Source organism: Kitasatospora sp. NPDC023176 (genome assembly GCF_055560495.1).
In genome coordinates, this window is the sequence record NZ_JBVHIP010000001.1 from 135501 (window position 1) to 153919 (window position 18419).

Here is an 18419-nt window from a genome sequence, read left to right on the forward strand (position 1 = left end):
CTCTCAGTACCGGTCGATCGGCGGCGGGGTGGGCGCGGGCTCCCCGGACAGGCCGAGGGTCGCGTCGAAGGCCTTCTTCCAGTCACCGTTCTGCTCGTGGTGCGCCAGCGCGTCGTTCAGCGCCCCGCGCAGCACGGTGTCGTTCTTGGGCACGCCGATCCCGTACGGCTCGGTCGAGAACAGCGGGCCCACCACCTTGAGCTCGTCCGGCACCTTGGCCGCGTAGCCCAGCAGGATCGCGTTGTCGGTGGTGACGGCGTCCACCTGGCCGGTGATCAGGTTGTCCACGCAGGCCGAGTAGGTGTCGTAACCGATCAGGTGCGCCTTGGGGTACTGCGACTGGATGCGCTGGTACGGCGTCGAGCCGGCCGCCGAGCAGACCTTCTTGCCGTTCAGGTCCTGCGGGCCGTGGATGCTGTTGTCGTTCTTGCGCACCAGCAGCGACTGCCCGGCGACGAAGTACGGCCCGGCGAAGCCGACCAGCTTCTTGCGGTTGTCGTTGATGGTGTAGGTGCCGACGTAGTAGTCCACCTGGCCGTTCTGCAGCGCGGTCTCCCGGTTGGCCGAGGCGATGGTCTTGAACTGGATCTTCTCCGGCGGGAAGCCGAGCGAGGCGCCGACCATCTTGGCGATCTCGATGTCGAAACCGGAGTACACGCCGGTGGCCGGGTTCTTCTGGCCCAGGTAGGGCTGGTCCTCCTTGGCACCGACCACCAGGTGGCCCCGGCTGCGGGCGGCGTCCAGGGTCGGCGAGCCGGTGATCCCGGAGGCGTCCTGCACCTGGTAGCTGGGCAGCGCGCTGGGCTGGGGGCCCTTGGGCGGCGGGGTGCCGGCCTTGCCGCAGCCGGTCGCCAGCACGGCGAGCAGCAGGGCGGCGGCCAGGAGTCCGCGCGCCCGCGCGGCGAGCGTCGTCATGGGGTTCACGGCGCCGCCCTCAGTGCTTCAGGATCTTGGACAGGAAGTCCCGGGCGCGCTCGCTCTCGGGGGCGCCGAAGAAGGCCTCCGGGGCGCGGTCCTCGACGATCCGGCCGTCGGCCATGAACACCACCCGGTTCGCGGAGGCCCGGGCGAAGCCCATCTCGTGGGTGACCACGACCATCGTCATGCCCTCGCTCGCGAGCTGGCGCATGACGTCCAGCACCTCGTTGATCATCTCGGGGTCGAGGGCCGAGGTCGGCTCGTCGAACAGCAGCGCCTTGGGCTCCATCGCCAGCGCGCGGGCGATCGCGACCCGCTGCTGCTGGCCGCCGGAGAGCTGGGCCGGATACTTGGCGGCCTGCGCGGCCAGGCCGACCCGCTCCAGCAGCGCGTGGGACTTGGCGTCGGCCTCGGCCTTGGGGCGGCCCCGGACCTTGGTCTGGGCGAGCGAGACGTTCTGCAGCACGGTCTTGTGCGCGAACAGGTTGAAGGACTGGAACACCATGCCGACCTCGGCGCGCAGCCTGGCCAGCCCCTTGCCCTCCTCGGGCAGCGGTTGGCCGTCGATCAGGATGGTGCCGCGCTCGATCGGCTCCAGCCGGTTGATCGCCCGGCAGAGCGTGGACTTGCCGGAGCCGGACGGACCGATCACCACGACGACCTCGCCGCGACCGACCGTCAGCTCGATGTCCTGCAGCACGTGCAAATCGCCGAAGTGCTTGTTGACCCCGCGCAGCTCGATCAACGGGGTGAAGGCCGAGGACCCGGCCGGGGCCGGTTCGGGGGCGGTGCTCACCGGCCGCGCCGTCCCTTCAGCAGCCAGCCCAGCACACCGCCGGCGACCAGCGTCGCCAGCAGCGCGATCCAGAGCGGCGCGGTCACGGTGAACACCCAGAACTGGATCTTGACCTTGTCGAGGTTGGCGAACAGGAACCACACCGCGAGGATCACGATGACACCGATCCCGATGTACCGCGTGGGGATCCCGCCGATCTCGCTGCGCTGGGCCCGGGACGAGCCGTCTGAAGTCTTGGTCACCGGAGCAGTCTGCTGGCCGGGGTGACGATTTGCCCGGCTACGCGCCCTTACGGGCAAGGGAGTAACCCGCACGGGGCAATCCGGCCCCGCACGGGTTTCGAACCCCCGCTACACTGCCCCGCCGGCCGGACGGCGGGGCCCATCGCGCCCGCTAGCGTTCGTCCCGCCAGGAGCGCCACAGCGACGCGTACGGGCCGCCGGCCGCGACCAGCTCCGGGTGGCTGCCGTACTCGCTGATCCGCCCGCCCTCGACCACCGCGATCACGTCCGCGTCGTGCGCGGTGTGCAGCCGGTGGGCGATGGCGATGACCGTCCGGCCCTCCAACACCCGGGCCAGCGAGCGCTCCAGGTGCCGGGCGGCCCTCGGGTCCAGCAGCGAGGTGGCCTCGTCGAGCACCAGGGTGTGCGGGTCGGCCAGCACCAGTCGGGCCAGGGCGAGTTGCTGGGCCTGCGGCGGGGTCAGCGAGGTGCCGCCGGAGCCGACCTCGGTGTCCAGCCCCTCCGGGAGGGCGTCCACCCAGGCCCCGGCGTCCACCGCGTCCAACGCGGCCCGCAGTTCGGCGTCGTCCGCCTCGGGTGCGGCCAGGCGCAGGTTGTCCCGCAAGGTGCCGACGAACACGTGGTGCTCCTGGTTGACCAGGGCGACCTCGGACCGCACCCGCTCGGCCGGCATCCGGGACAGCGCCGCCCCGCCGAGGGTGACGCTGCCGCGCCCGGGCGCGTAGATCCCGGCCAGCAGCCGCCCGAGCGTGGACTTTCCCGCCCCGGACGGGCCGACCAGCGCGACCCGGCTGCCCGGCGCGACGTCCAGGCTGATCCCGTGCAGGACGTCCGCGCCCTCGCGGTAGCCGAAGCGGACGTCCCGGGCCTCGACCCGGCGGCCGTCCGGGCGGGCCGACTCGTCGCCCTCGTGCTCCGGCACCTCGTGCACCCCGACCAGCCGGGCCAGCGAGGCCTGTCCGATCTGCAGCTCGTCGTACCAGCGCAGGATCAGGTCCACCGGGCCGGTCAGCATCTGGGCGTACAGCACGCCGGTGGTCAACTGGCCGACGGTGAGCCAGCCCTTGAGGGTGAACAGCCCACCGACCACCAGGGTGGCCAGCACCGCCGAGGTGTAGACCGCGTCGATGGTCGGGAACCAGACCGAGCGCAGCCACAGGGTGTAGCGCTCCCAGGCCAGCCACTCGCCCAGCTTGCGGTCCGTCAGCCGGACCCTCTGCTCGCCCAGGCGCAGCGCCTCGACCGTCCGCCCGGCGTCCACCGTCTCGGCCAGCACGTTGCTGACCGCCGCGTACCCGGCCGCCTCGTTGCGGTAGGACTGCGGCGCGCGCCGGAAGTACCAGCGGGAGCTGACCAGCAGCAGCGGCAGCCCGACCAGTGAGGTCAGCGCGAGCAGCGGCGAGGTGACCAGCAGGGCGCCCAGCACCAGCAGCAACGACACGACCGCCACGGCGAGTTCGGGCACCGCCTCGCGCACCGACTTGTCCAGCCGGTCGATGTCGGTGGTCCCCCGGGAGACCAGGTCCCCGGTGCCGGCCCGCTCCAGCACCCCGGTCGGCAGCGCGACCGAGCGGACCAGGAAGTCCTCGCGCAGGTCGGCCAGCACACGCTCGCCGAGCACCGAGCCCCGCATCCGGGACCAGCCGGTGAAGGCGGACTGCACCGCCAGCGCCAGCAGGTACCAGCCGACCGCCACCGCGATGGTGGCCTCGGCGGTGCCGGTGGCCAGCGACTCGACCAGGCTGCCGAGCACCCACGGCCCGACCAGCCCGGCCAGGGTGGCCATCGAGTGCAGCGAGACCACGGCGGCGAACCCGCTCCGGTGCCGCCGCGCCAGCACCCCCAGGTACCGCCGCACGGCGGCCGGGGAGCCGACCGGCAGGGTGGTGGCCGGCCCCTGCTCCTGATGGACGGGGGGCTTCATGACGTGCTCCTCACGTACGGGGTCGGACGGTTGACGACGGTGCTCATACCTGCGCGGCCCCCTCCATCTGCGCGGCCTCCTCGTCCCGGGTGACCACGGCCCGGTAGCCGGGTTCGGTGCGCATCAGGTCACCGTGCCGACCGGCCGCGACCGCCCGGCCCCCGCGCAGCAGCACCACCCGGTCCGCCTGGTCCAGCAGCAGCGGACTGGTCGCGAACACCACGGTGGTGCGCCCCGCCCGGATCTCCCGCAGGCCGGTGGCGATCCGGGACTCGGTGTGGGCGTCCACCGCGCTGGTGGGCTCGTCCAGTACCAGGACGGGCGGATCGGCCCGCAGCGCGCGGGCCAGGGCGAGCCGCTGGCGCTGCCCGCCGGAGAGCGAGCGCCCGCGTTCGGTGATCCGGGCGAGCATCGGGTCGCCCGCGCACTCCGGCGAGCCGTCCACCAGCGCCTCCAGCACGTCCTCGGAGCGGGCCGCGGCGAGCGCCTCGGCCACCGGGACCCGGCCGGAGGACGGGATGTCCAGCAACTCGGCCAGCGTGCCGGAGAGCAGCACCGGCTCCTTGTCATGGACCAGCACCGCCGCCCTGGCCTCGACCAGCGGCACGGTGTCCAGCGCGGTGCCGCCGAGCCGGACGGAGGGCAGCTCCGGCTCGCCCTCGGCCGAGGGGACGTGGCCGCCGAGCCGCTCGGCGAGCGCCCCGGCGAAGTCCGGGTCCCCGCAGACCACCGCGGTCAGCTCGCCGGCCCGGGCGGTCAGCCCGGTGGCCGGGTCGTGCAGGTCGGACCTGCCCGGCCGGGTCAGCGCGCCCTCGGCCGCGCCACTGGTCCGGCTGAGCGAGAGCACCCGCACGGCCCGTCCGGCGGAGACCCGGGCAACGCTCCAGGCGTGCGCGGCCTCGCCCAGGATCCGCAGCGGCGCGGCCAGGAAGGCGGTCGCGCCGTACACCGCGATCAGGGTGCCCACGCCGAGCTCGCCGGAGGCGGCCAGCCGGGCGCCGTACCACGTCACCCCGACCACGAACAGGCCCGGCAGCAGCACCTGTTGGGCCTGCATCAGCGACCACAGCCGGGCCGAGCGCACCGCCGCCGCGCGGACCTTCTGGGAGGCCGCCCGGTACCGCTCCAGGAAGAGTTCCTCACCGCCGATCCCGCGCAGCACCCGCAGCCCGGCGACGGTGTCGGCGGCCAGTTCGGTGGCCTTGCCGCCGAGTTCGCGCTGCTTCTCGTAGCGCCGCTCGAACGGCCCGATCAGCGGCCAGACCGAGGCGGCCAGGACCGGGACACCGAGCAGCACCCCGATCCCGAGCACCGGCTCGACCACCAGCACCACCGAGCTGACGACCAGCCAGACGATCACCGCGGCCCTGACCCGGGCCACCAGTTCGACGTACCAGCCGATCCGCTCGACGTCCCCGCTGCCGACCGCGACCACCTCGCCGGTGGCGATCCGCCGGGACAGCCCGGCGCCGAGGTGCGAGGCCTGCCCGGCCACCAACTGCCGTACGTGGCAAGCGGCGTGGATCCAGTTCCAGACCGCCTGCCGGTGCAGCAGCACGGTGCCCACCGACGCGGTGGCGGACAGCAGCAGCGCGAGCGCGCCGGCCCGCCAGATTCCGCCGGCGTCGCCGTCGAGGACGGCCTGCACACCGTGCCCGAGCGGTATCGGCAGCGCGGCCTGGGCGCCCATCTCGACCAGCGCCCAACAGGTGGCGCGGATCTGACCGCGCCGCTGGGCGCGCTGCAGCCAGCGCAGGAAGGCCAGGGGTGAGGAGAGGTCGGGACTGCCGGGGTCGGCCAGCGGCAGGGGGGTGAGCGGCATGACACTCCGATGCGAAGGGTGCGGGAGGTACTGGAGGTGCAAGACACGCAGGACGTGCGGGACACGCAGGAGGTGCGGAAAGTGCGGAGTCGCAGGGGCGGGGAGGTGCGCGGACACGGCGGCGCGAAGGAGCACGACTGCCCCGGGGGCGCACGACCACCGGAGCCGGCCGCGCACGAACGCGCGCAGCCCGTACGGAGGGCCGCCCCGCTCACGCACCGGAACGGGCAGCGGACGTGCGGCGCACTGGCGCGGCGACGTCGACGCGTCCGGTGGGGGCGCCGGACGGGCGGGGGATGGGTACGAAGGACCCGGGTCTCAGGAGGTCATGCCCGCGAGCCTGCCAAGCCCGGTGTGACCCGCGCAACAGGTTTTCCGCCGCCTCGTCCGCGCCACTCCCGCAGTACGGCCCCGGCGCACGCCACGCCGTCGTAAAGCTTCGCCAAAGATTCCCCCGAACGGCGGGAACAATGGTGCCGGGGTGCCAGTTGCCCCCACTGGAACCAACGGACAACCAGGAAGGCACCCCTTCCCCGTGAGCAACATCCCCAGCGTCACCCTGAACGACGGCGCGAAGATCCCCCAGCTCGGCTTCGGCGTGTGGCAGGTCGAGGACGCCCAGGCCACCCCCGCCGTGCGCACGGCGATCGAGGCGGGCTACCGCTCGATCGACACCGCGGCGATCTACGAGAACGAGGTCGGCACCGGCGCGGCCATCACCGAGGCACTGGCGGGCGGCCTCGCCCGCGAGGACCTCTACGTCACCACCAAGCTGTGGAACTCCGGCACCCGCGACTGGTCCGGCGAGCAGGGCCGCGACGCGGTGCTGCGCGAGTTCGACGCCTCCCTGGAGAAGCTCGGCCTCGACTACCTCGACCTGTACCTGATCCACTGGCCGCGCCCGATGCACGGCACCTTCCTGAACGTCTGGAAGGCCCTGGAGCAGCTGAAGGAGGGCGGCCGGGTCAGGTCGATCGGCGTCTCCAACTTCGGCCCCGAGCAGCTGACCCGCCTGCTGGACGAGGCCTCGGTCGTCCCGGTGCTGAACCAGGTCGAGCTCCACCCGTACTTCCCGCAGGAGGAGCTGCGCGCCTTCCACGCCGAGCACGGCATCGCCACCGAGGCGTGGAGCCCGCTGGGCCAGGGCGGGGACCTGCTCGCCGAGCCCGCGCTGGCGAAGATCGCCGAGAAGCACGGCCGCACGGTCGCCCAGGTGGTGCTCCGCTGGCACCTGCAGAGCGGCGTGATCGCCATCCCGAAGTCGGTCACCCCGTCGCGCATCCGGGAGAACCTCGACGTCACCGGTTTCGAGCTGGACGCCGAGGACATCGCGGCCATCGCCGGTGTCGCCACCGGCAAGCGGATCGGCCCGGACCCGCAGGGGTTCGACTGGAACTGACGTCCGCCGTGGGGGCGCCGGCCGATCAGGCCCGGCGCCCCCGACAACGACAGTCCTGACTGTCGGTCATATCGAAGTACCGCTCATTCCCCGCAGGGACGAGCGGCACTTCGGTGTGTCCGGATTCACCAACGCCAACGGTCGGCCGTTGCCGACGGCCGTGAGCGTCAGGAACTTTGGTGAATCGTTTTGGCTGTTGTTACCAAAGCTTGGGCTAGAGCCTGCCCGCCTTGGCGATGAGCGCGAGCGCCGCCTCGTGCTCCTCCACCGCCAGCGGCGCGAGCAGCAGCCGCTGGACTTCGGCCACCCCGGCGGCCGAGCGGTGCAGCAGGTCCTGGCCCGCCGGTGACAGCGAGAGCAGGTTGCGCCGCCCGTCCGAGGGGTCGCGCCGACGCTGCACCAGACCGCGGCGCACCAGCCGGCTGACCATCTCGGCCATCGTGGCCTTGTCCAGCGAGGCCAGCTCGCCGACCGTGCGCTGGTCCGCGCCCGGCTCCTGCTCCAGCGCGTCCAGCACGGCGTACTGCGGAGCCGTCAGCTCCGCACCGACGTGCTCCGACCAGAGCTTGGTGTGCACCTGCTGGCCGACCCTGATCAGGTAGCCGATCGCCCGCTGGGCGTCCAGTATCGGCCGCGCATCGGTGAAGACAGCGACGGCCGCGGGTTCCAGCCTGGCTATCTTGGCCATCACCCGGACGATCTCGACCTGCTCGTCCGGCGTGAGCGGCTCGAACAGCACCCGCTGGACGCGGACCACACCACCGGTGGCCTCGCGCACCGCCTGGGCGCCGCTCTGCGAGAGGGCGAGCAGTTTGCGCCGGCCGTCGGCCGGGTCGCGCCTTCGCAGCACGAGGCCGCGGCGGACCAGCCGCGCGACCATCTCGGCCATCGTGGCCTTGTCGAGCGAGGCACGCTCGCCGACGGTCCGCTGGTCCGCGCCCGGTTCGAGGGCGAGCACCAGCAGGACGGCGAACTGCGGAGCCGTGAGATCGGCTCCGACGTGCTCCGACCACAGCCGGGTGTGGACCTGCTGTGCAACGCGAATGAGGTGTCCGGGCGACTGCTGCAGTCGCGCGGACACGCGGGTTGTCGGGATCTCCCCCAGCACCATGTATCCGTCCCGATGTCACACCCGGTGTGTGTGGGACACCCGGGTGGGGCAGTAACGGCGAGTGGGCGTCCAGCTATGAGGGAGGGCGCTCCAGCCGTGCAGCCGGTGGCTGCTGGCGGACACTATACAAACGGCTGGCCCTTGCTGGCAGGCAGGGGCGGATAGTAGACGCAGGTTCGGCAACATTGGCATATTTACGCGCTGCCACACTGTTGCAGTAACCCGTTCTCAGCAGAAAGCCGACCGGTCGGTCCTTACCGACCGTCACCTGCGCCTCTCCACCCTGGTCGCCTCCCCTACCCGCCGGTAGGGTATGGGCACCCTCTCCGGGGGCACTCCCCCGGAGGCACCCCCGAGAGAGACGAGAGCGCGCATGACCGAGCAGAGCACCGCCCCCCGGGTCGCGGTCGTCACCGGCGCCGCCCGCGGCCTGGGCGCCGCCACCGCCGTCCGGCTGGCCGCGGACGGCTACGCGGTGGCCGTCCTGGACCTGGACGAGGCCGCCGGCAAGGACACCGTCGACCGGATCACCGCCGCCGGCGGGCGGGCCCTGGCCGTCGGCGCCGACGTCTCGGACGCCGAGCAGGTCCAGGCCGCCGTCGACCGCGTGGCCGCCGAGCTGGGCGCGCCGGTCGTGCTGGTCAACAACGCGGGCGTACTCCGCGACAACCTGCTCTTCAAGATGTCCGAGTCCGACTGGGACACGGTCATGAACGTGCACCTGCGCGGCGCCTTCCTGATGACCCGCGCGGTGCAGAAGCACATGGTCGACGCCGGCTTCGGCCGCATCGTCAACCTGTCCTCCTCGTCCGCCCAGGGCAACCGCGGCCAGGCCAACTACTCGGCCGCCAAGGCCGGCCTGCAGGGCTTCACCAAGACTTTGGCCATCGAGCTGGGCAAGTTCGGCATCACCGCCAACGCCGTCGCCCCCGGCTTCATCGCCACGGACATGACAGCGGCCACCGCGGCCCGGGTCGGCATGGACTTCGAGGACTTCAAGCGGGCCGCGGCCTCCCAGATCCCGGTCCAGCGGGTCGGCGAACCCGAGGACGTCGCCAACACCATCGCCTTCCTGGCCGGCGAGGGCGCCGGCTTCGTCTCCGGCCAGGTGATCTACGTCGCGGGCGGCCCCCTCGACTGAGCACGGAACCTACACAGGGTTACCACGGGGTGGGAAGCCGGGCGAACCGGCCTCCCACCCCGGTTTCTTTACCGGGGCTTTTGAAGAATCATTCGAAGACCACACTGGCATTCGATCCTGGAATACTGGATATCACTCCCCGAGCCACCCGCCGACGGCCCGATTGTCGATTTCCCGGGGAAATGACAATTCCCTCCGGAATAGCCTCGGCCAGATGGGTATGGTCACCCCGTGCAATCCAGAAGTACCGCCGCTCGCATTCCGCGCCAGGGTCCGGAACGCCGCAGCGCCGACCGTCGGGAACTCCCGGGCCCCGACCGTGCTCCCGACCGGGTCCCCGGCCCGACCACCGGCCCCGGCCCGACCACGCCCGGCCCGACCGACCTCGGCCGAGCCACCGGCCCCGGCCCGGCCGCCACCGCCCCCGGCGAACCCGGCTGGCCCCCGATGAGCCGCCGCCGAGCCGCCCTGTTCGCCGCCACCTTCGCCGCCTACCTCCTGGTGCTGGCCGGCGTCCTGCTCAACACCGACCTGGTCGACCTCGACTGGTCGGTCCGCCTGCTGCGCCCCTATGACCGGTGGCCCAGCCTGGAACCGCTGCTCAACACCTGGGTGGTCGCCGGCCAGCGCGGCCCCAGCGCCATCGCCGCCTTCGCCTGGCTCCTCTGGCGCGCCCACCGTCTCGGCCGACTGCGCCCGCTGCTGGTGATGGGCGTCGCCCTGCTGCTGCTCAACGTCACGGTCGGCGCGGTCAAGATCGTCACCGGCCGGCTCGGCCCGCACTACGCCCAGTACGTCGGCTCGCCCGAGCTGTTCTCCGGCGGCACCATCTTCCCCTCAGGCCACACCGCCAACGCCGTGGTCACCTGGGGCGTGCTCGCCTACCTCGCGGTCCGCTGGCGGCGCACCGGCACCGTGATCGCCGCCGCCACCGCCTGCTCGATCGGCCTGACCACGGTCTACCTGGGCACCCACTGGGTCTCCGACGTGCTGGCCGGCTGGGCCGCCGGACTGCTGGTCCTGCTCTCGCTGCCGCTGCTGGAACCCCTGGTCGCCGTCGCCGAACAGCGGCTCCACCGCCGGTTCGCGCGGTGAACGCGCTGAACGCGCTGAACGCGCTGAGCACGCTGGAGCGCGTCGAGCACACCGAGCCCCGCCGCACGGCCGACGCCTACCCCTCCCAGCTGCGCTCGACCACGCCGTTGCGCACCGTGAGGTTCAGCCGCCCCTCCCGGTACTCCATGGTCATCAGCTGCCCCGGCTCCAGCACCCGGACCGAGGCCCAGCCGTGCCGCCGGGCGAGTTCCCGGGCCCGCTCGATCCGCAGGCCCGCGTAGCCCTCGGCGTCCTCCCCCGTCGTGCCCGCGTCCCCGGCGTCCGACCCCGTCATCGTGCCTCCCCGGCTCTCCCCCACGGACGTACGCTGGAATGGTAGCCCTCACCCGCGCGCCCCGGAGGTGAACGAGCATGCGCACCACGACCCCTCGGCGACGGTGGCGCAGCGGCACCGAGCCGGCCACCGCCCGCAGCGACCTCAAGCTCCGCTACCTGCTCTCGCTGATCTTCACCCCGCTGTTCGCGCTGGGGACGGCGGGCTTCGCGCTGTGGGCGGCCTCCTCCCCGGTCGACGGCGCGCCCAGCCGGGGCACCCTCACCGGCTTCGCGATCGCCCTCGGGCTGCTCACCCTGTTCGCCGTCGTCGATCTCGTGGTGGTCGTCCGGCGCCGCCGGACCGAGCTCTGACGCGGTGTCTCCCACGGAGTGGGAAGTCGGCCCGTCCGACTTCCCACTCCACACGGCGTTACCGGTTTCCGACCGCCTGCTTCACCAGCGTCCGCCCGAAGTCCCACATCAGGCCGTTCCCCCGGTGCGCTTCGTCCATGATCTCGGTGAACGCGTCGACGAACCGGTCCACGTCCCGATCGGTGATGATCAGCGGCGGGATCAGCTTGATCACTTCCAGGTGGTCCCCGGACACCTGGGTCAGGATCCGGTGCCGCTGCAGCAGCGGGACGACCACCATCTGCGCGAACAGCCCCTTGCGTGCCGCCTGCAGGGCCGTCCAACCGGTGCGTAGCTTCAGCGACTTGGGCCGGCCGAACTCGATGCCGATCATCAGCCCGCGGCCGCGCACCTCGGCGAGCAGCTCGTACCGGTCGACCAACGCCGTCAGCCGCTCGCGGAACCGGTCGCCGACCTGCCGGGCGTTCTCCACCACCTTCTCCTCGCGCATCACCTCCAGGGTCGCCAGCCCGGCCGCCATCGCCTGGGCGTTGGACCCGAAGCTGGCCGAGTGCACCAGCACCCGGTCCATCGAGGAGTACACCTTCTCGAAGATCCAGCTCTTGCCGAGCGTCGCCCCGATCGGCACGTACCCGCCGGAGAGCGCCTTGGCCGCGCACACCAGGTCGGGCAGCACGCCGTCCTCGTGCTGGTAGGCGAAGAACTCGCCGGTGCGCCCGATCCCGGTCTGCACCTCGTCGCAGATCAGCAGCGCCTTGTGCTCGTGCAGCAGCGCCTGGGCGGCCCGCAGCCAGCCGGGCGGCGGCGCCTGGACGCCCTTGCCCTGGATCGGCTCGACGATCAGCGCGGCGACGTCGCCGCGCTTCAACTCCTTGGCCAGCGCTTCGATGTCGCCCAGCGGGATGGCGGTGTCCGGCAGCAGCGGGTCGAAGCCCTTGCGGAAGCCGTTCTCCCCGTTGACCGACAGCGAGCCGGTGGTCAACCCGTGGAAGGCGTGGTCGGCGTAGAGGACGCGCTTGCGGCCGGTGGCGTAGCGGGCGAACTTCAGCGCGGTCTCCACCGCCTCGGTGCCGCTGTTGCCGAAGAACACCCGGTCCAGCCCGGGCGCGTACGACAGCAGCCGCTCGGCGAGCAGCCCGGGCAGCGGCGAGCAGTCGAAGCGGACCAGGTCCGGGAGGTCCAGGTCCATCACCTGCTGGACCGCCGAGCGCACCGCCGGGTGGTGCCGGCCGAGCGCGAAGATGCCGAAGCCGGCCAGCATGTCGAGGTACTCGTTGCCCTCGGCGTCGTAGAAGTACTGGCCCTCCGCGCGCTCGTAGTACTTGTCGAAGCCGATGGCGTGGAGCATCCGCGGCAGCTGCGGGTTGAGGTAGCGGCTGTGCAACTCGTAACGCTCACCGCCGCGTTCGGCGAGGAGGGCGGCGAGGTCGAAGGCGGGGCGGTCGGGGTCAGCCGGCATGGCGCGGGTTCGCTCCTCGGGTCGGTAGCAGGTTCTTGGCGAAGACGGCGGTCTGGGCCGCGACCCCGGTGCCGGTCAGGCCGGCCTCCTCCAGGATCTCGCCGCGGGCGGCGTGGCCGAGGAACTCCTGCGGCAGGCCGAGCACCCGGACCGGGACGTCCACGTCGGCGTCGCGCAGCGCCTGGGCGACGGCCGAACCCACGCCGCCGGTACGGCCGTTGTCCTCGACGGTGACCACCAGCCGGTGGGCGGCGGCGAGTTCGGCCAGCGCCGGATCGACGGGCTTGACCCAGCGCGGGTCGACCACGGTCGCGGTGAAGCCCTCGGCGAGCAGCAGCCGGGCGGCGTCCAGGCAGGCGGCGGCGGTGGCGCCGACGGCGACCAGCAGGATCTCCGGTGCCGGTCCGGTGCGCAGCAGCACGTCCGTGCCGCCGATCCGTTCGACCGCCTTGACCACCGGCCCGACGTTGCCCTTGGGGAAGCGCACCACGGTCGGCGCGTCCTCGACCTCGACGGCCTCGCGCAGCTGGGCCCGCAGCTGTTCGGCGTCGCGCGGCGCGGCGAGCCGCAGCCCGGGGACGACCTGGAGGATCGACAGGTCCCACATGCCGTTGTGCGAGGCGCCGTCGGAGCCGGTCACCCCGGCCCGGTCGAGCACGAAGGTGACGCCCAGCCTGTGCAGGGCGACGTCCATCAGGACCTGGTCGAAGGCCCGGTTCAGGAACGTCGCGTACACCGCCACCACGGGGTGCAGCCCGCCGGTGGCCAGGCCCGCCGCGCTGGTGACGGCGTGCTGCTCGGCGATCCCGACGTCGAAGGTCCGGTCCGGGTACGCCTTGGCGAAGGGCGCCAGCCCGACCGGCTGGAGCATCGCCGCGGTGATCGCCACCAGGTCGGTCCGCTCGCCGCCGAGCGCGAGCAGTTCCTCGCCGAACACCGAGGTCCAGGAGACCCCGGCGCTGGGCGAGATCGGCAGGCAGGTGTACGGGTCGATCGGGTTGACGGCGTGGAAGCGGTCCGCCTCGTCCTGCTCGGCGGGCCGGTAGCCGCGCCCCTTGACGGTCAGGCAGTGCACGATGACCGGGCCGCCGAAGTTCCGGGCCTGGCGCAGCGCCTGCTCGACCGCGCCCAGGTCGTGGCCGTCGATCGGCCCGAGGTACTTGAGCCCTAGGTCCTCGAACATGCCCTGCGGCGCGAAGGCGTCCTTGAAGCCCTTCTTGGCGCCGTGTAGCGCGTCGAAGATCGGCTGGCCGACCAGCGGGGTGCGCTGCAGCGCCTCCTTGCCGAGTGCGAGGAAGCGCTCGTAGCCCTGGGTGGTGCGCAGGGTGGCCAGGTGGTTGGCGAGGCCGCCGATGGTCTTGGCGTAGGAGCGCTCGTTGTCGTTGACGACGATGACCAGCGGCCGCTCACGGGCCTCGGCGATGTTGTTGAGCGCCTCCCAGGCGAGCCCGCCGGTGAGCGCGCCGTCGCCGATCACCGCGACGGTGTGCCGGTCGTGCTGACCGAGCAGCTGGGCGGCCTTGGCGAGCCCGTCGGCGTAGGAGAGCGCGGTGGAGGCGTGCGAGTTCTCGACCAGGTCGTGCTCGGACTCGGCCCGCGAGGGGTAGCCGGACAGGCCGCCCTTCATCCGCAGCTTGGAGAAGTCCTGCCGGCCGGTGAGCAGCTTGTGGACGTAGCTCTGGTGGCCGGTGTCGAAGACGATCCGGTCGTACGGCGAGTCGAAGACCCGGTGCAGCGCGATGGTGAGCTCCACCACGCCGAGGTTGGGCCCGAGGTGGCCGCCGGTGCGGGTGACGGCGTCGATCAGGAAGTCGCGGATCTCGTCGGCGAGCAGCGGCAGTTCGGCGGCGGGGAGCTTGCGCAGCTCGGCCGGGGACGTGACGCGGGAGAGCAGTGCCATGGGTACACCTCACGACTCGGAGCGGTGCGGTGGTGCCTCCGCCCGGCGGGGCGGGGCCGGCCCGGGCACGACGGCCCGGACCGGACGGGAACTCTGGGCGGGGACCCAGGGCGGGAACTCTGGGCAGGACGGCTTCGGGGCGGGCGGTGCCCGGCCCGGGCTCAGCGCACGCGCTTGGAGCTGACGGTCTCGGTGATGGCGCGCAGCGACTGCTGGAGCGAGCCCATGGTGGCGAGGACGGCGGTCGGCTCGTAGCCGCAGTGGGCCATGCAGTTCTCGCAGCGCGGGTCCTTGCCGCGCCCGTACTTGCTCCAGTCGGTCTTCTCGACCAGCTCGCGGTAGGTCGGCACGTAGCCGTCGGCCATCAGGTAGCAGGGCCGCTGCCAGCCGAACAGCGAGTAGTTGGGGATGCCCCAGGGGGTGCACTCGAAGTCGGCCTTGCCCTCCAGGAAGTCCAGGAAGAGCGGGCTGTGGTTGAGGCGCCAGCGCTTGCGGTTGCCGCCGGCGAAGGCTTTGCGGAAGAGCTCGCGGGTCTGCTCGACGCCGAGGAAGTGCTCCTGGTCGGGGGCCTTCTCGTAGGCATAGGCCGGGGAGATCATCATCTCGTCGACCTGCAGCTCGTCGTTGAGGTAGTCCATCACGTCGATGACGGTCTGCGGGGTGTCGGTGTTGAAGAAGGTGCTGTTGGTGGTGACCCGGAAGCCGCGGCGCTTCGCCTCCTTGATCGCCGCCACCGCCTCGTCGAAGGTGCCCTCCTTGGCCACCGACTCGTCGTGCCGCTCGCGCAGCCCGTCGATGTGCACGGCGAAGGTGAAGTACGGCGAGGGCTTGAACTTGTCCATCTTCTTGCGCATCAGCAGCGCGTTGGTGCAGAGGAAGACGTACTTGCGGCGCTCCACCAGCTGCCGGACGATCTCGTCGATCTGCGGGTGCATCAGCGGCTCGCCACCGGCGATCGAGACCATCGGGGCACCCGACTCCAGGACCGCGCCGACCGCCTGGGCGACGGGCATCCGCTGCTTGAGGACGCCTGCCGGGTGCTGGATCTTGCCGCAGCCCTCGCAGGCGAGGTTGCAGGCGAACAGCGGTTCCAGCTCGACGATCAGCGGGAACTTGTCCCGTCGCTTGAACAGCTTCTGCTGCATCAGGTAAGTGCCGACCCGCACGGTCTGGCGCAACGGCATGGCCATGGCTAGCTCGCCTCCTGGGGGAGCGTCGAGGATGTGGGGTGGTTCAGGTCTGCGGAGCGGGGGCGGGGGCCGGGCTCCTGTCGGTACCAGTCGACCAGGGCGGGCACCGTCGCCCGCAGGGTCCGCCACGCGCGCACCCCGGCCGGCAGCGTGCCCGGCCGCAGCAGCTCGTGCTCGGGGGTGTCCACCACCACCCGCAGCACGGCGACGGGCAGCACCGGGCGCACCTCCCGCAGCGCGGCCAGCACGGCGGCGGCCTCCATGTCGACGGCGAGCGCCCCCTGCAGGTGCAGGGCGCGCCGCTCGATGCCGCGCACCACGTGGTCGGCGGTGTGGTGCACCCCGGTGTGCGCGGTCAGGCCCTGCTCCTTGAGCGCCCGGGCCAGGTCCGGCCCGGAGTCGACCGGGTAGAGGTGGCCCTCGGCGTCGCGCACGCCGTCCGCGGCCACCACGTCGCCCGGGGCCACGCCCGGTCCGACGGCGGCGCCGAAGCCGGCCACCACGACCGCGCCGTAGCAGCCCGGGGCGGAGCCGAGCAGCCGCCGCACGGCCGTCCCGGCTCGCCGCCGGCCGACCCCGGTGCGCACCAGCACCGGGGGCCCGCCCGCCGCGCCGCGCCAGTCACCCCCGCGCAGGGCCCACACCTCGGGGCCCAGCGCGCAGAGCACCAGCAGCGGGGCGGTGGTCACCGCGAGGCCCCGATCGCCGGGGTGCCGCCGGGCTTCACCATGCCGGGGCTGCCGTTGAGGTAGCGGCCGAGCGCGGTGACCGGGAAGACCAGCCGGTACAGGTGGTAGTTGATGGAGAAGTCCCACGGGAAGCCGGTGCCGGTGAACTGCGGTTCGTCCCAGGTGCCTTCGGGCAGCTGGGTGCGCACCAGCCACTCCACCCCGCGCTCCACCGCCGGGGTGGCCCGGCCGTCCGGGCCCTCGCCGGCCGCGAGCAGCGCCATCAGCGCCCAGGCGGTCTGCGAGGCGGTGGAGTCGCCGCGCCCGGCCCAGTGCGCCGGGTCGTCGTAGGAGCGCATGTCCTCGCCCCAGCCGCCGTCGGCGTTCTGCCGGTCCTCCAGCCAGCGCACCGCCCGGCGGATCGCCGGGTGCTCGTCCGGGACGCCTGCCGCGACCAGGGCGGGCAGCACCGAGCCGGTGCCGTAGATGTAGTTGGTGCCCCAGCGGCCGAACCAGGAGCCGTCCGCCTCCTGGTTGCGCAGCAGCCACTCGATGCCGCGCCGGGTGCGCGGGTCACGGGCCCGGCCGGTCTCGGCGAGCATCTCCACCACGTGGGCGGTGACGTCCGCGGACGGCGGGTCGACCACCTCGCCGAAGTCGCAGAACGGCAGCTTGTTCGGCAGCAGGCTGGTGTTGTCGACGTCGAAGGCGCCCCAGGCGCCGTTCTTGGACTGCATGCCGAGGTTCCACAGCACGCCGCGGTCCACCGCTGCGTCGACCTTGCCCTGGTCGGGGTGGGCGACCCGGCGCAGCGCCAGCACCACCTCGGCGGTGTCGTCGATGTCGGGGTAGGTGTCGTTCTCGAACTCGAAGGCCCAGCCGCCGGCCGGGAGGCCGGGCCGCTGGACGGACCAGTCGCCCGGCTTGCGGATCTCCTCGCCGAGCATCCAGTCGACGGCGGAGACCAGCGCCGGGTGGTCGGCCGGCAGGCCGGCGTCGACCAGCGCGATGGTGGCCAGGCAGGTGTCCCAGACCGGGGACTGGCAGGCCTCCATCCAGCGCATGCCGTCCTCGGTGTGCACGGTGAAGCGGTCGAAGGAGGAGAGCCCGGCCTTCATCACCGGGTGCTCCAGCTCGTAGCCCTCCAGGTGCAGGGCGATCAGCGAGTAGACGGCCGGCGGCTGGATGCCGCCCCAGCAGCCGTCGGCCTCCTGGCGCTCGACGATCCAGCGGCAGGCCTGGGCGACGGCGAGGCGGCGCAGCGGTCGGACGGCCCGGTGGTGGTAGGCGTGCAGCACCTTGTCCAGGCGCTCGAACAGGCCGTCCCAGCTGGTGGCGGGAGCGAGCGGCCGGTCGGGGTACGGGTGGTCCGGGTCGGTGTGCAGCTCGGTGAGCGCGAAGGGGGCCGGACGGACCGGGCGGTGGGCCGAGACGACGGTCAGCGGGACGATGGTCTGGCGGGCCCAGCAGCCGAAGGCGTAGATGTTCAGCGGCAGCCACTTGGGCAGGAAGATGATCTCGGGCGGCATCTCGGGCAGCCGCTCCCACGGCCACCAGCCGAAGAGCGCGAGCCAGATCCGGGTGAACACCCGGGCGGCCGCGATGCCCCCGGTGGAGCGGACGTAGCGCGCGGCGGCCAGCATGTGCGGGGCGTCGGGGTCGTCGCCGGCGAGCTTGAGGGCGACGTACGCCTCGACGGTGGTGGACAGTTCGGCCGGTCCGCCGTGGAAGGTGGCCCAGGTGCCGTCCTCCCGCTGCTGGGAGCGGATCCACTCGGCGGTGGCCCGGGTCTGCTCCTCCGTCCTGATGCCCAGGAACTGGCGGAGCAGTAAGTCCTCGGCGTCCATGGTGACGTTGGTCTCCAGGTCGCCCTTCCACCAGCCCTCGGAGGACTGCAGCGAGAGCAGGTGGGTGGTGGCGCGCGCGAGGGCCTCGCGCGCGTCGCCGGGCTGCCGGTCCGCCTCACCGACCGGCCGCGGCCGGTCGGTGTCCTCGGGCTGCCACGGCCCCGTGCCCAGCAGGGCCGGGGGGCGGTCGCCCACCGCGACCGGCTCGGAATCGTACTCAGGGTCGAGCCGGCCGTCCGCGGTTGCTGTCAACGTAACG

Annotated in this window: 16 protein-coding genes; 4 read left to right on the forward strand and 12 right to left on the reverse strand. The window is 72.6% G+C overall.

The features are described 5' to 3' along the window. Positions 1–3: 3 nt before the first annotated feature. The 5 genes from ACZ3YL_RS00980 to ACZ3YL_RS01000 all read right to left on the reverse strand — a co-directional run bounded on the left by ACZ3YL_RS00980 (position 4) and on the right by ACZ3YL_RS01000 (position 5702). Positions 4–915: a glutamate ABC transporter substrate-binding protein gene (locus tag ACZ3YL_RS00980; RefSeq protein WP_188305687.1), complete on the reverse strand. Its 912-nt coding sequence runs from the start codon at positions 913–915 to the stop codon at positions 4–6. Between the two features lie 19 nt (positions 916–934). After that, entirely contained in the window at positions 935–1663 is a 729-nt protein-coding gene (locus ACZ3YL_RS00985) for an amino acid ABC transporter ATP-binding protein (RefSeq protein ID WP_188305718.1), read from the reverse strand. A 47-nt stretch (positions 1664–1710) separates the two neighbouring features. Beyond that, positions 1711–1956 (reverse strand): LapA family protein, encoded by a 246-nt coding sequence (locus ACZ3YL_RS00990; RefSeq protein ID WP_188305686.1) that lies wholly within the window; start codon positions 1954–1956, stop codon positions 1711–1713. Between the two features lie 151 nt (positions 1957–2107). Further along, positions 2108–3880, reverse strand: coding sequence for an ABC transporter ATP-binding protein (locus ACZ3YL_RS00995; RefSeq protein ID WP_188305685.1), 1773 nt, complete (start codon positions 3878–3880; stop codon positions 2108–2110). A gap of 43 nt (positions 3881–3923) precedes the next feature. Beyond that, a complete protein-coding gene (locus tag ACZ3YL_RS01000) occupies positions 3924–5702 on the reverse strand; it encodes an ABC transporter transmembrane domain-containing protein (protein WP_465654527.1) in 1779 nt (592 codons plus the stop codon). A 535-nt stretch (positions 5703–6237) separates the two neighbouring features. Between ACZ3YL_RS01000 and ACZ3YL_RS01005 the strand changes: the two genes are divergently transcribed. Then, a complete protein-coding gene (locus ACZ3YL_RS01005; protein ID WP_188305683.1) occupies positions 6238–7101 on the forward strand; it encodes an aldo/keto reductase in 864 nt (287 codons plus the stop codon). A gap of 214 nt (positions 7102–7315) precedes the next feature. On the opposite strand, the gene ACZ3YL_RS01010 is transcribed toward ACZ3YL_RS01005, so the two are convergent. Continuing rightward, a complete protein-coding gene (locus tag ACZ3YL_RS01010; protein WP_317621142.1) occupies positions 7316–8182 on the reverse strand; it encodes a MarR family winged helix-turn-helix transcriptional regulator in 867 nt (288 codons plus the stop codon). A gap of 403 nt (positions 8183–8585) precedes the next feature. On the opposite strand from ACZ3YL_RS01010, the gene fabG reads away from it, so the two are divergent. Continuing rightward, a complete protein-coding gene (fabG, locus tag ACZ3YL_RS01015) occupies positions 8586–9353 on the forward strand; it encodes a 3-oxoacyl-ACP reductase FabG (RefSeq protein ID WP_188305682.1) in 768 nt (255 codons plus the stop codon). A gap of 231 nt (positions 9354–9584) precedes the next feature. Continuing rightward, positions 9585–10448 carry a phosphatase PAP2 family protein gene (locus ACZ3YL_RS01020; protein ID WP_465654530.1) on the forward strand — a complete coding sequence of 288 codons (864 nt, stop codon included), beginning with the start codon at positions 9585–9587 and terminating at the stop codon, positions 10446–10448. Positions 10449–10524: 76 nt separating this feature from the next. On the opposite strand, the gene ACZ3YL_RS01025 is transcribed toward ACZ3YL_RS01020, so the two are convergent. Then, a complete protein-coding gene (locus tag ACZ3YL_RS01025) occupies positions 10525–10743 on the reverse strand; it encodes an I78 family peptidase inhibitor (RefSeq protein WP_188305681.1) in 219 nt (72 codons plus the stop codon). 77 nt (positions 10744–10820) lie between these two features. Between ACZ3YL_RS01025 and ACZ3YL_RS01030 the strand changes: the two genes are divergently transcribed. Next, positions 10821–11096, forward strand: a complete 276-nt coding sequence (locus tag ACZ3YL_RS01030) for a DUF6343 family protein (protein WP_188305680.1) — start codon at positions 10821–10823, stop codon at positions 11094–11096. Between the two features lie 58 nt (positions 11097–11154). Here ACZ3YL_RS01030 and ACZ3YL_RS01035 read toward each other — a convergent pair whose 3' ends face one another. The 5 genes from ACZ3YL_RS01035 to shc all read right to left on the reverse strand — a co-directional run bounded on the left by ACZ3YL_RS01035 (position 11155) and on the right by shc (position 18412). Continuing rightward, positions 11155–12555, reverse strand: a complete 1401-nt coding sequence (locus tag ACZ3YL_RS01035; RefSeq protein WP_188305679.1) for an aspartate aminotransferase family protein — start codon at positions 12553–12555, stop codon at positions 11155–11157. Then, positions 12545–14455: a 1-deoxy-D-xylulose-5-phosphate synthase gene (dxs, locus tag ACZ3YL_RS01040; RefSeq protein WP_465654533.1), complete on the reverse strand. Its 1911-nt coding sequence runs from the start codon at positions 14453–14455 to the stop codon at positions 12545–12547. The genes ACZ3YL_RS01035 and dxs overlap by 11 nt, the downstream gene beginning before the upstream one ends. Positions 14456–14616: 161 nt before the next feature. Then, entirely contained in the window at positions 14617–15645 is a 1029-nt protein-coding gene (gene hpnH, locus ACZ3YL_RS01045) for an adenosyl-hopene transferase HpnH (protein ID WP_188305677.1), read from the reverse strand. A 2-nt stretch (positions 15646–15647) separates the two neighbouring features. Beyond that, a complete protein-coding gene (locus ACZ3YL_RS01050) occupies positions 15648–16334 on the reverse strand; it encodes a 5'-methylthioadenosine/S-adenosylhomocysteine nucleosidase family protein (RefSeq protein WP_465654535.1) in 687 nt (228 codons plus the stop codon). Next, positions 16331–18412: a squalene--hopene cyclase gene (gene shc / locus ACZ3YL_RS01055; RefSeq protein WP_223242217.1), complete on the reverse strand. Its 2082-nt coding sequence runs from the start codon at positions 18410–18412 to the stop codon at positions 16331–16333. The genes ACZ3YL_RS01050 and shc overlap by 4 nt, the downstream gene beginning before the upstream one ends. Positions 18413–18419: the final 7 nt, after the last annotated feature.

Bases quoted from the DNA above. Each gene is read 5' to 3' on its own strand.
- ACZ3YL_RS01000 (WP_465654527.1), bottom strand. From the start codon at position 5,702: ATGCCGCTCACCCCCCTGCCGCTGGCCGACCCCGGCAGTCCCGACCTC.
- ACZ3YL_RS00995 (WP_188305685.1), bottom strand. From the start codon at position 3,880: ATGAAGCCCCCCGTCCATCAGGAGCAGGGGCCGGCCACCACCCTGCCG.
- ACZ3YL_RS01030 (WP_188305680.1), top strand. From the start codon at position 10,821: ATGCGCACCACGACCCCTCGGCGACGGTGGCGCAGCGGCACCGAGCCG.
- ACZ3YL_RS01035 (WP_188305679.1), bottom strand. From the start codon at position 12,555: ATGCCGGCTGACCCCGACCGCCCCGCCTTCGACCTCGCCGCCCTCCTC.
- ACZ3YL_RS00980 (WP_188305687.1), bottom strand. From the start codon at position 915: ATGACGACGCTCGCCGCGCGGGCGCGCGGACTCCTGGCCGCCGCCCTG.
- fabG (WP_188305682.1), top strand. From the start codon at position 8,586: ATGACCGAGCAGAGCACCGCCCCCCGGGTCGCGGTCGTCACCGGCGCC.
- dxs (WP_465654533.1), bottom strand. From the start codon at position 14,455: ATGGCACTGCTCTCCCGCGTCACGTCCCCGGCCGAGCTGCGCAAGCTC.
- hpnH (WP_188305677.1), bottom strand. From the start codon at position 15,645: ATGGCCATGCCGTTGCGCCAGACCGTGCGGGTCGGCACTTACCTGATG.
- ACZ3YL_RS01025 (WP_188305681.1), bottom strand. From the start codon at position 10,743: ATGACGGGGTCGGACGCCGGGGACGCGGGCACGACGGGGGAGGACGCC.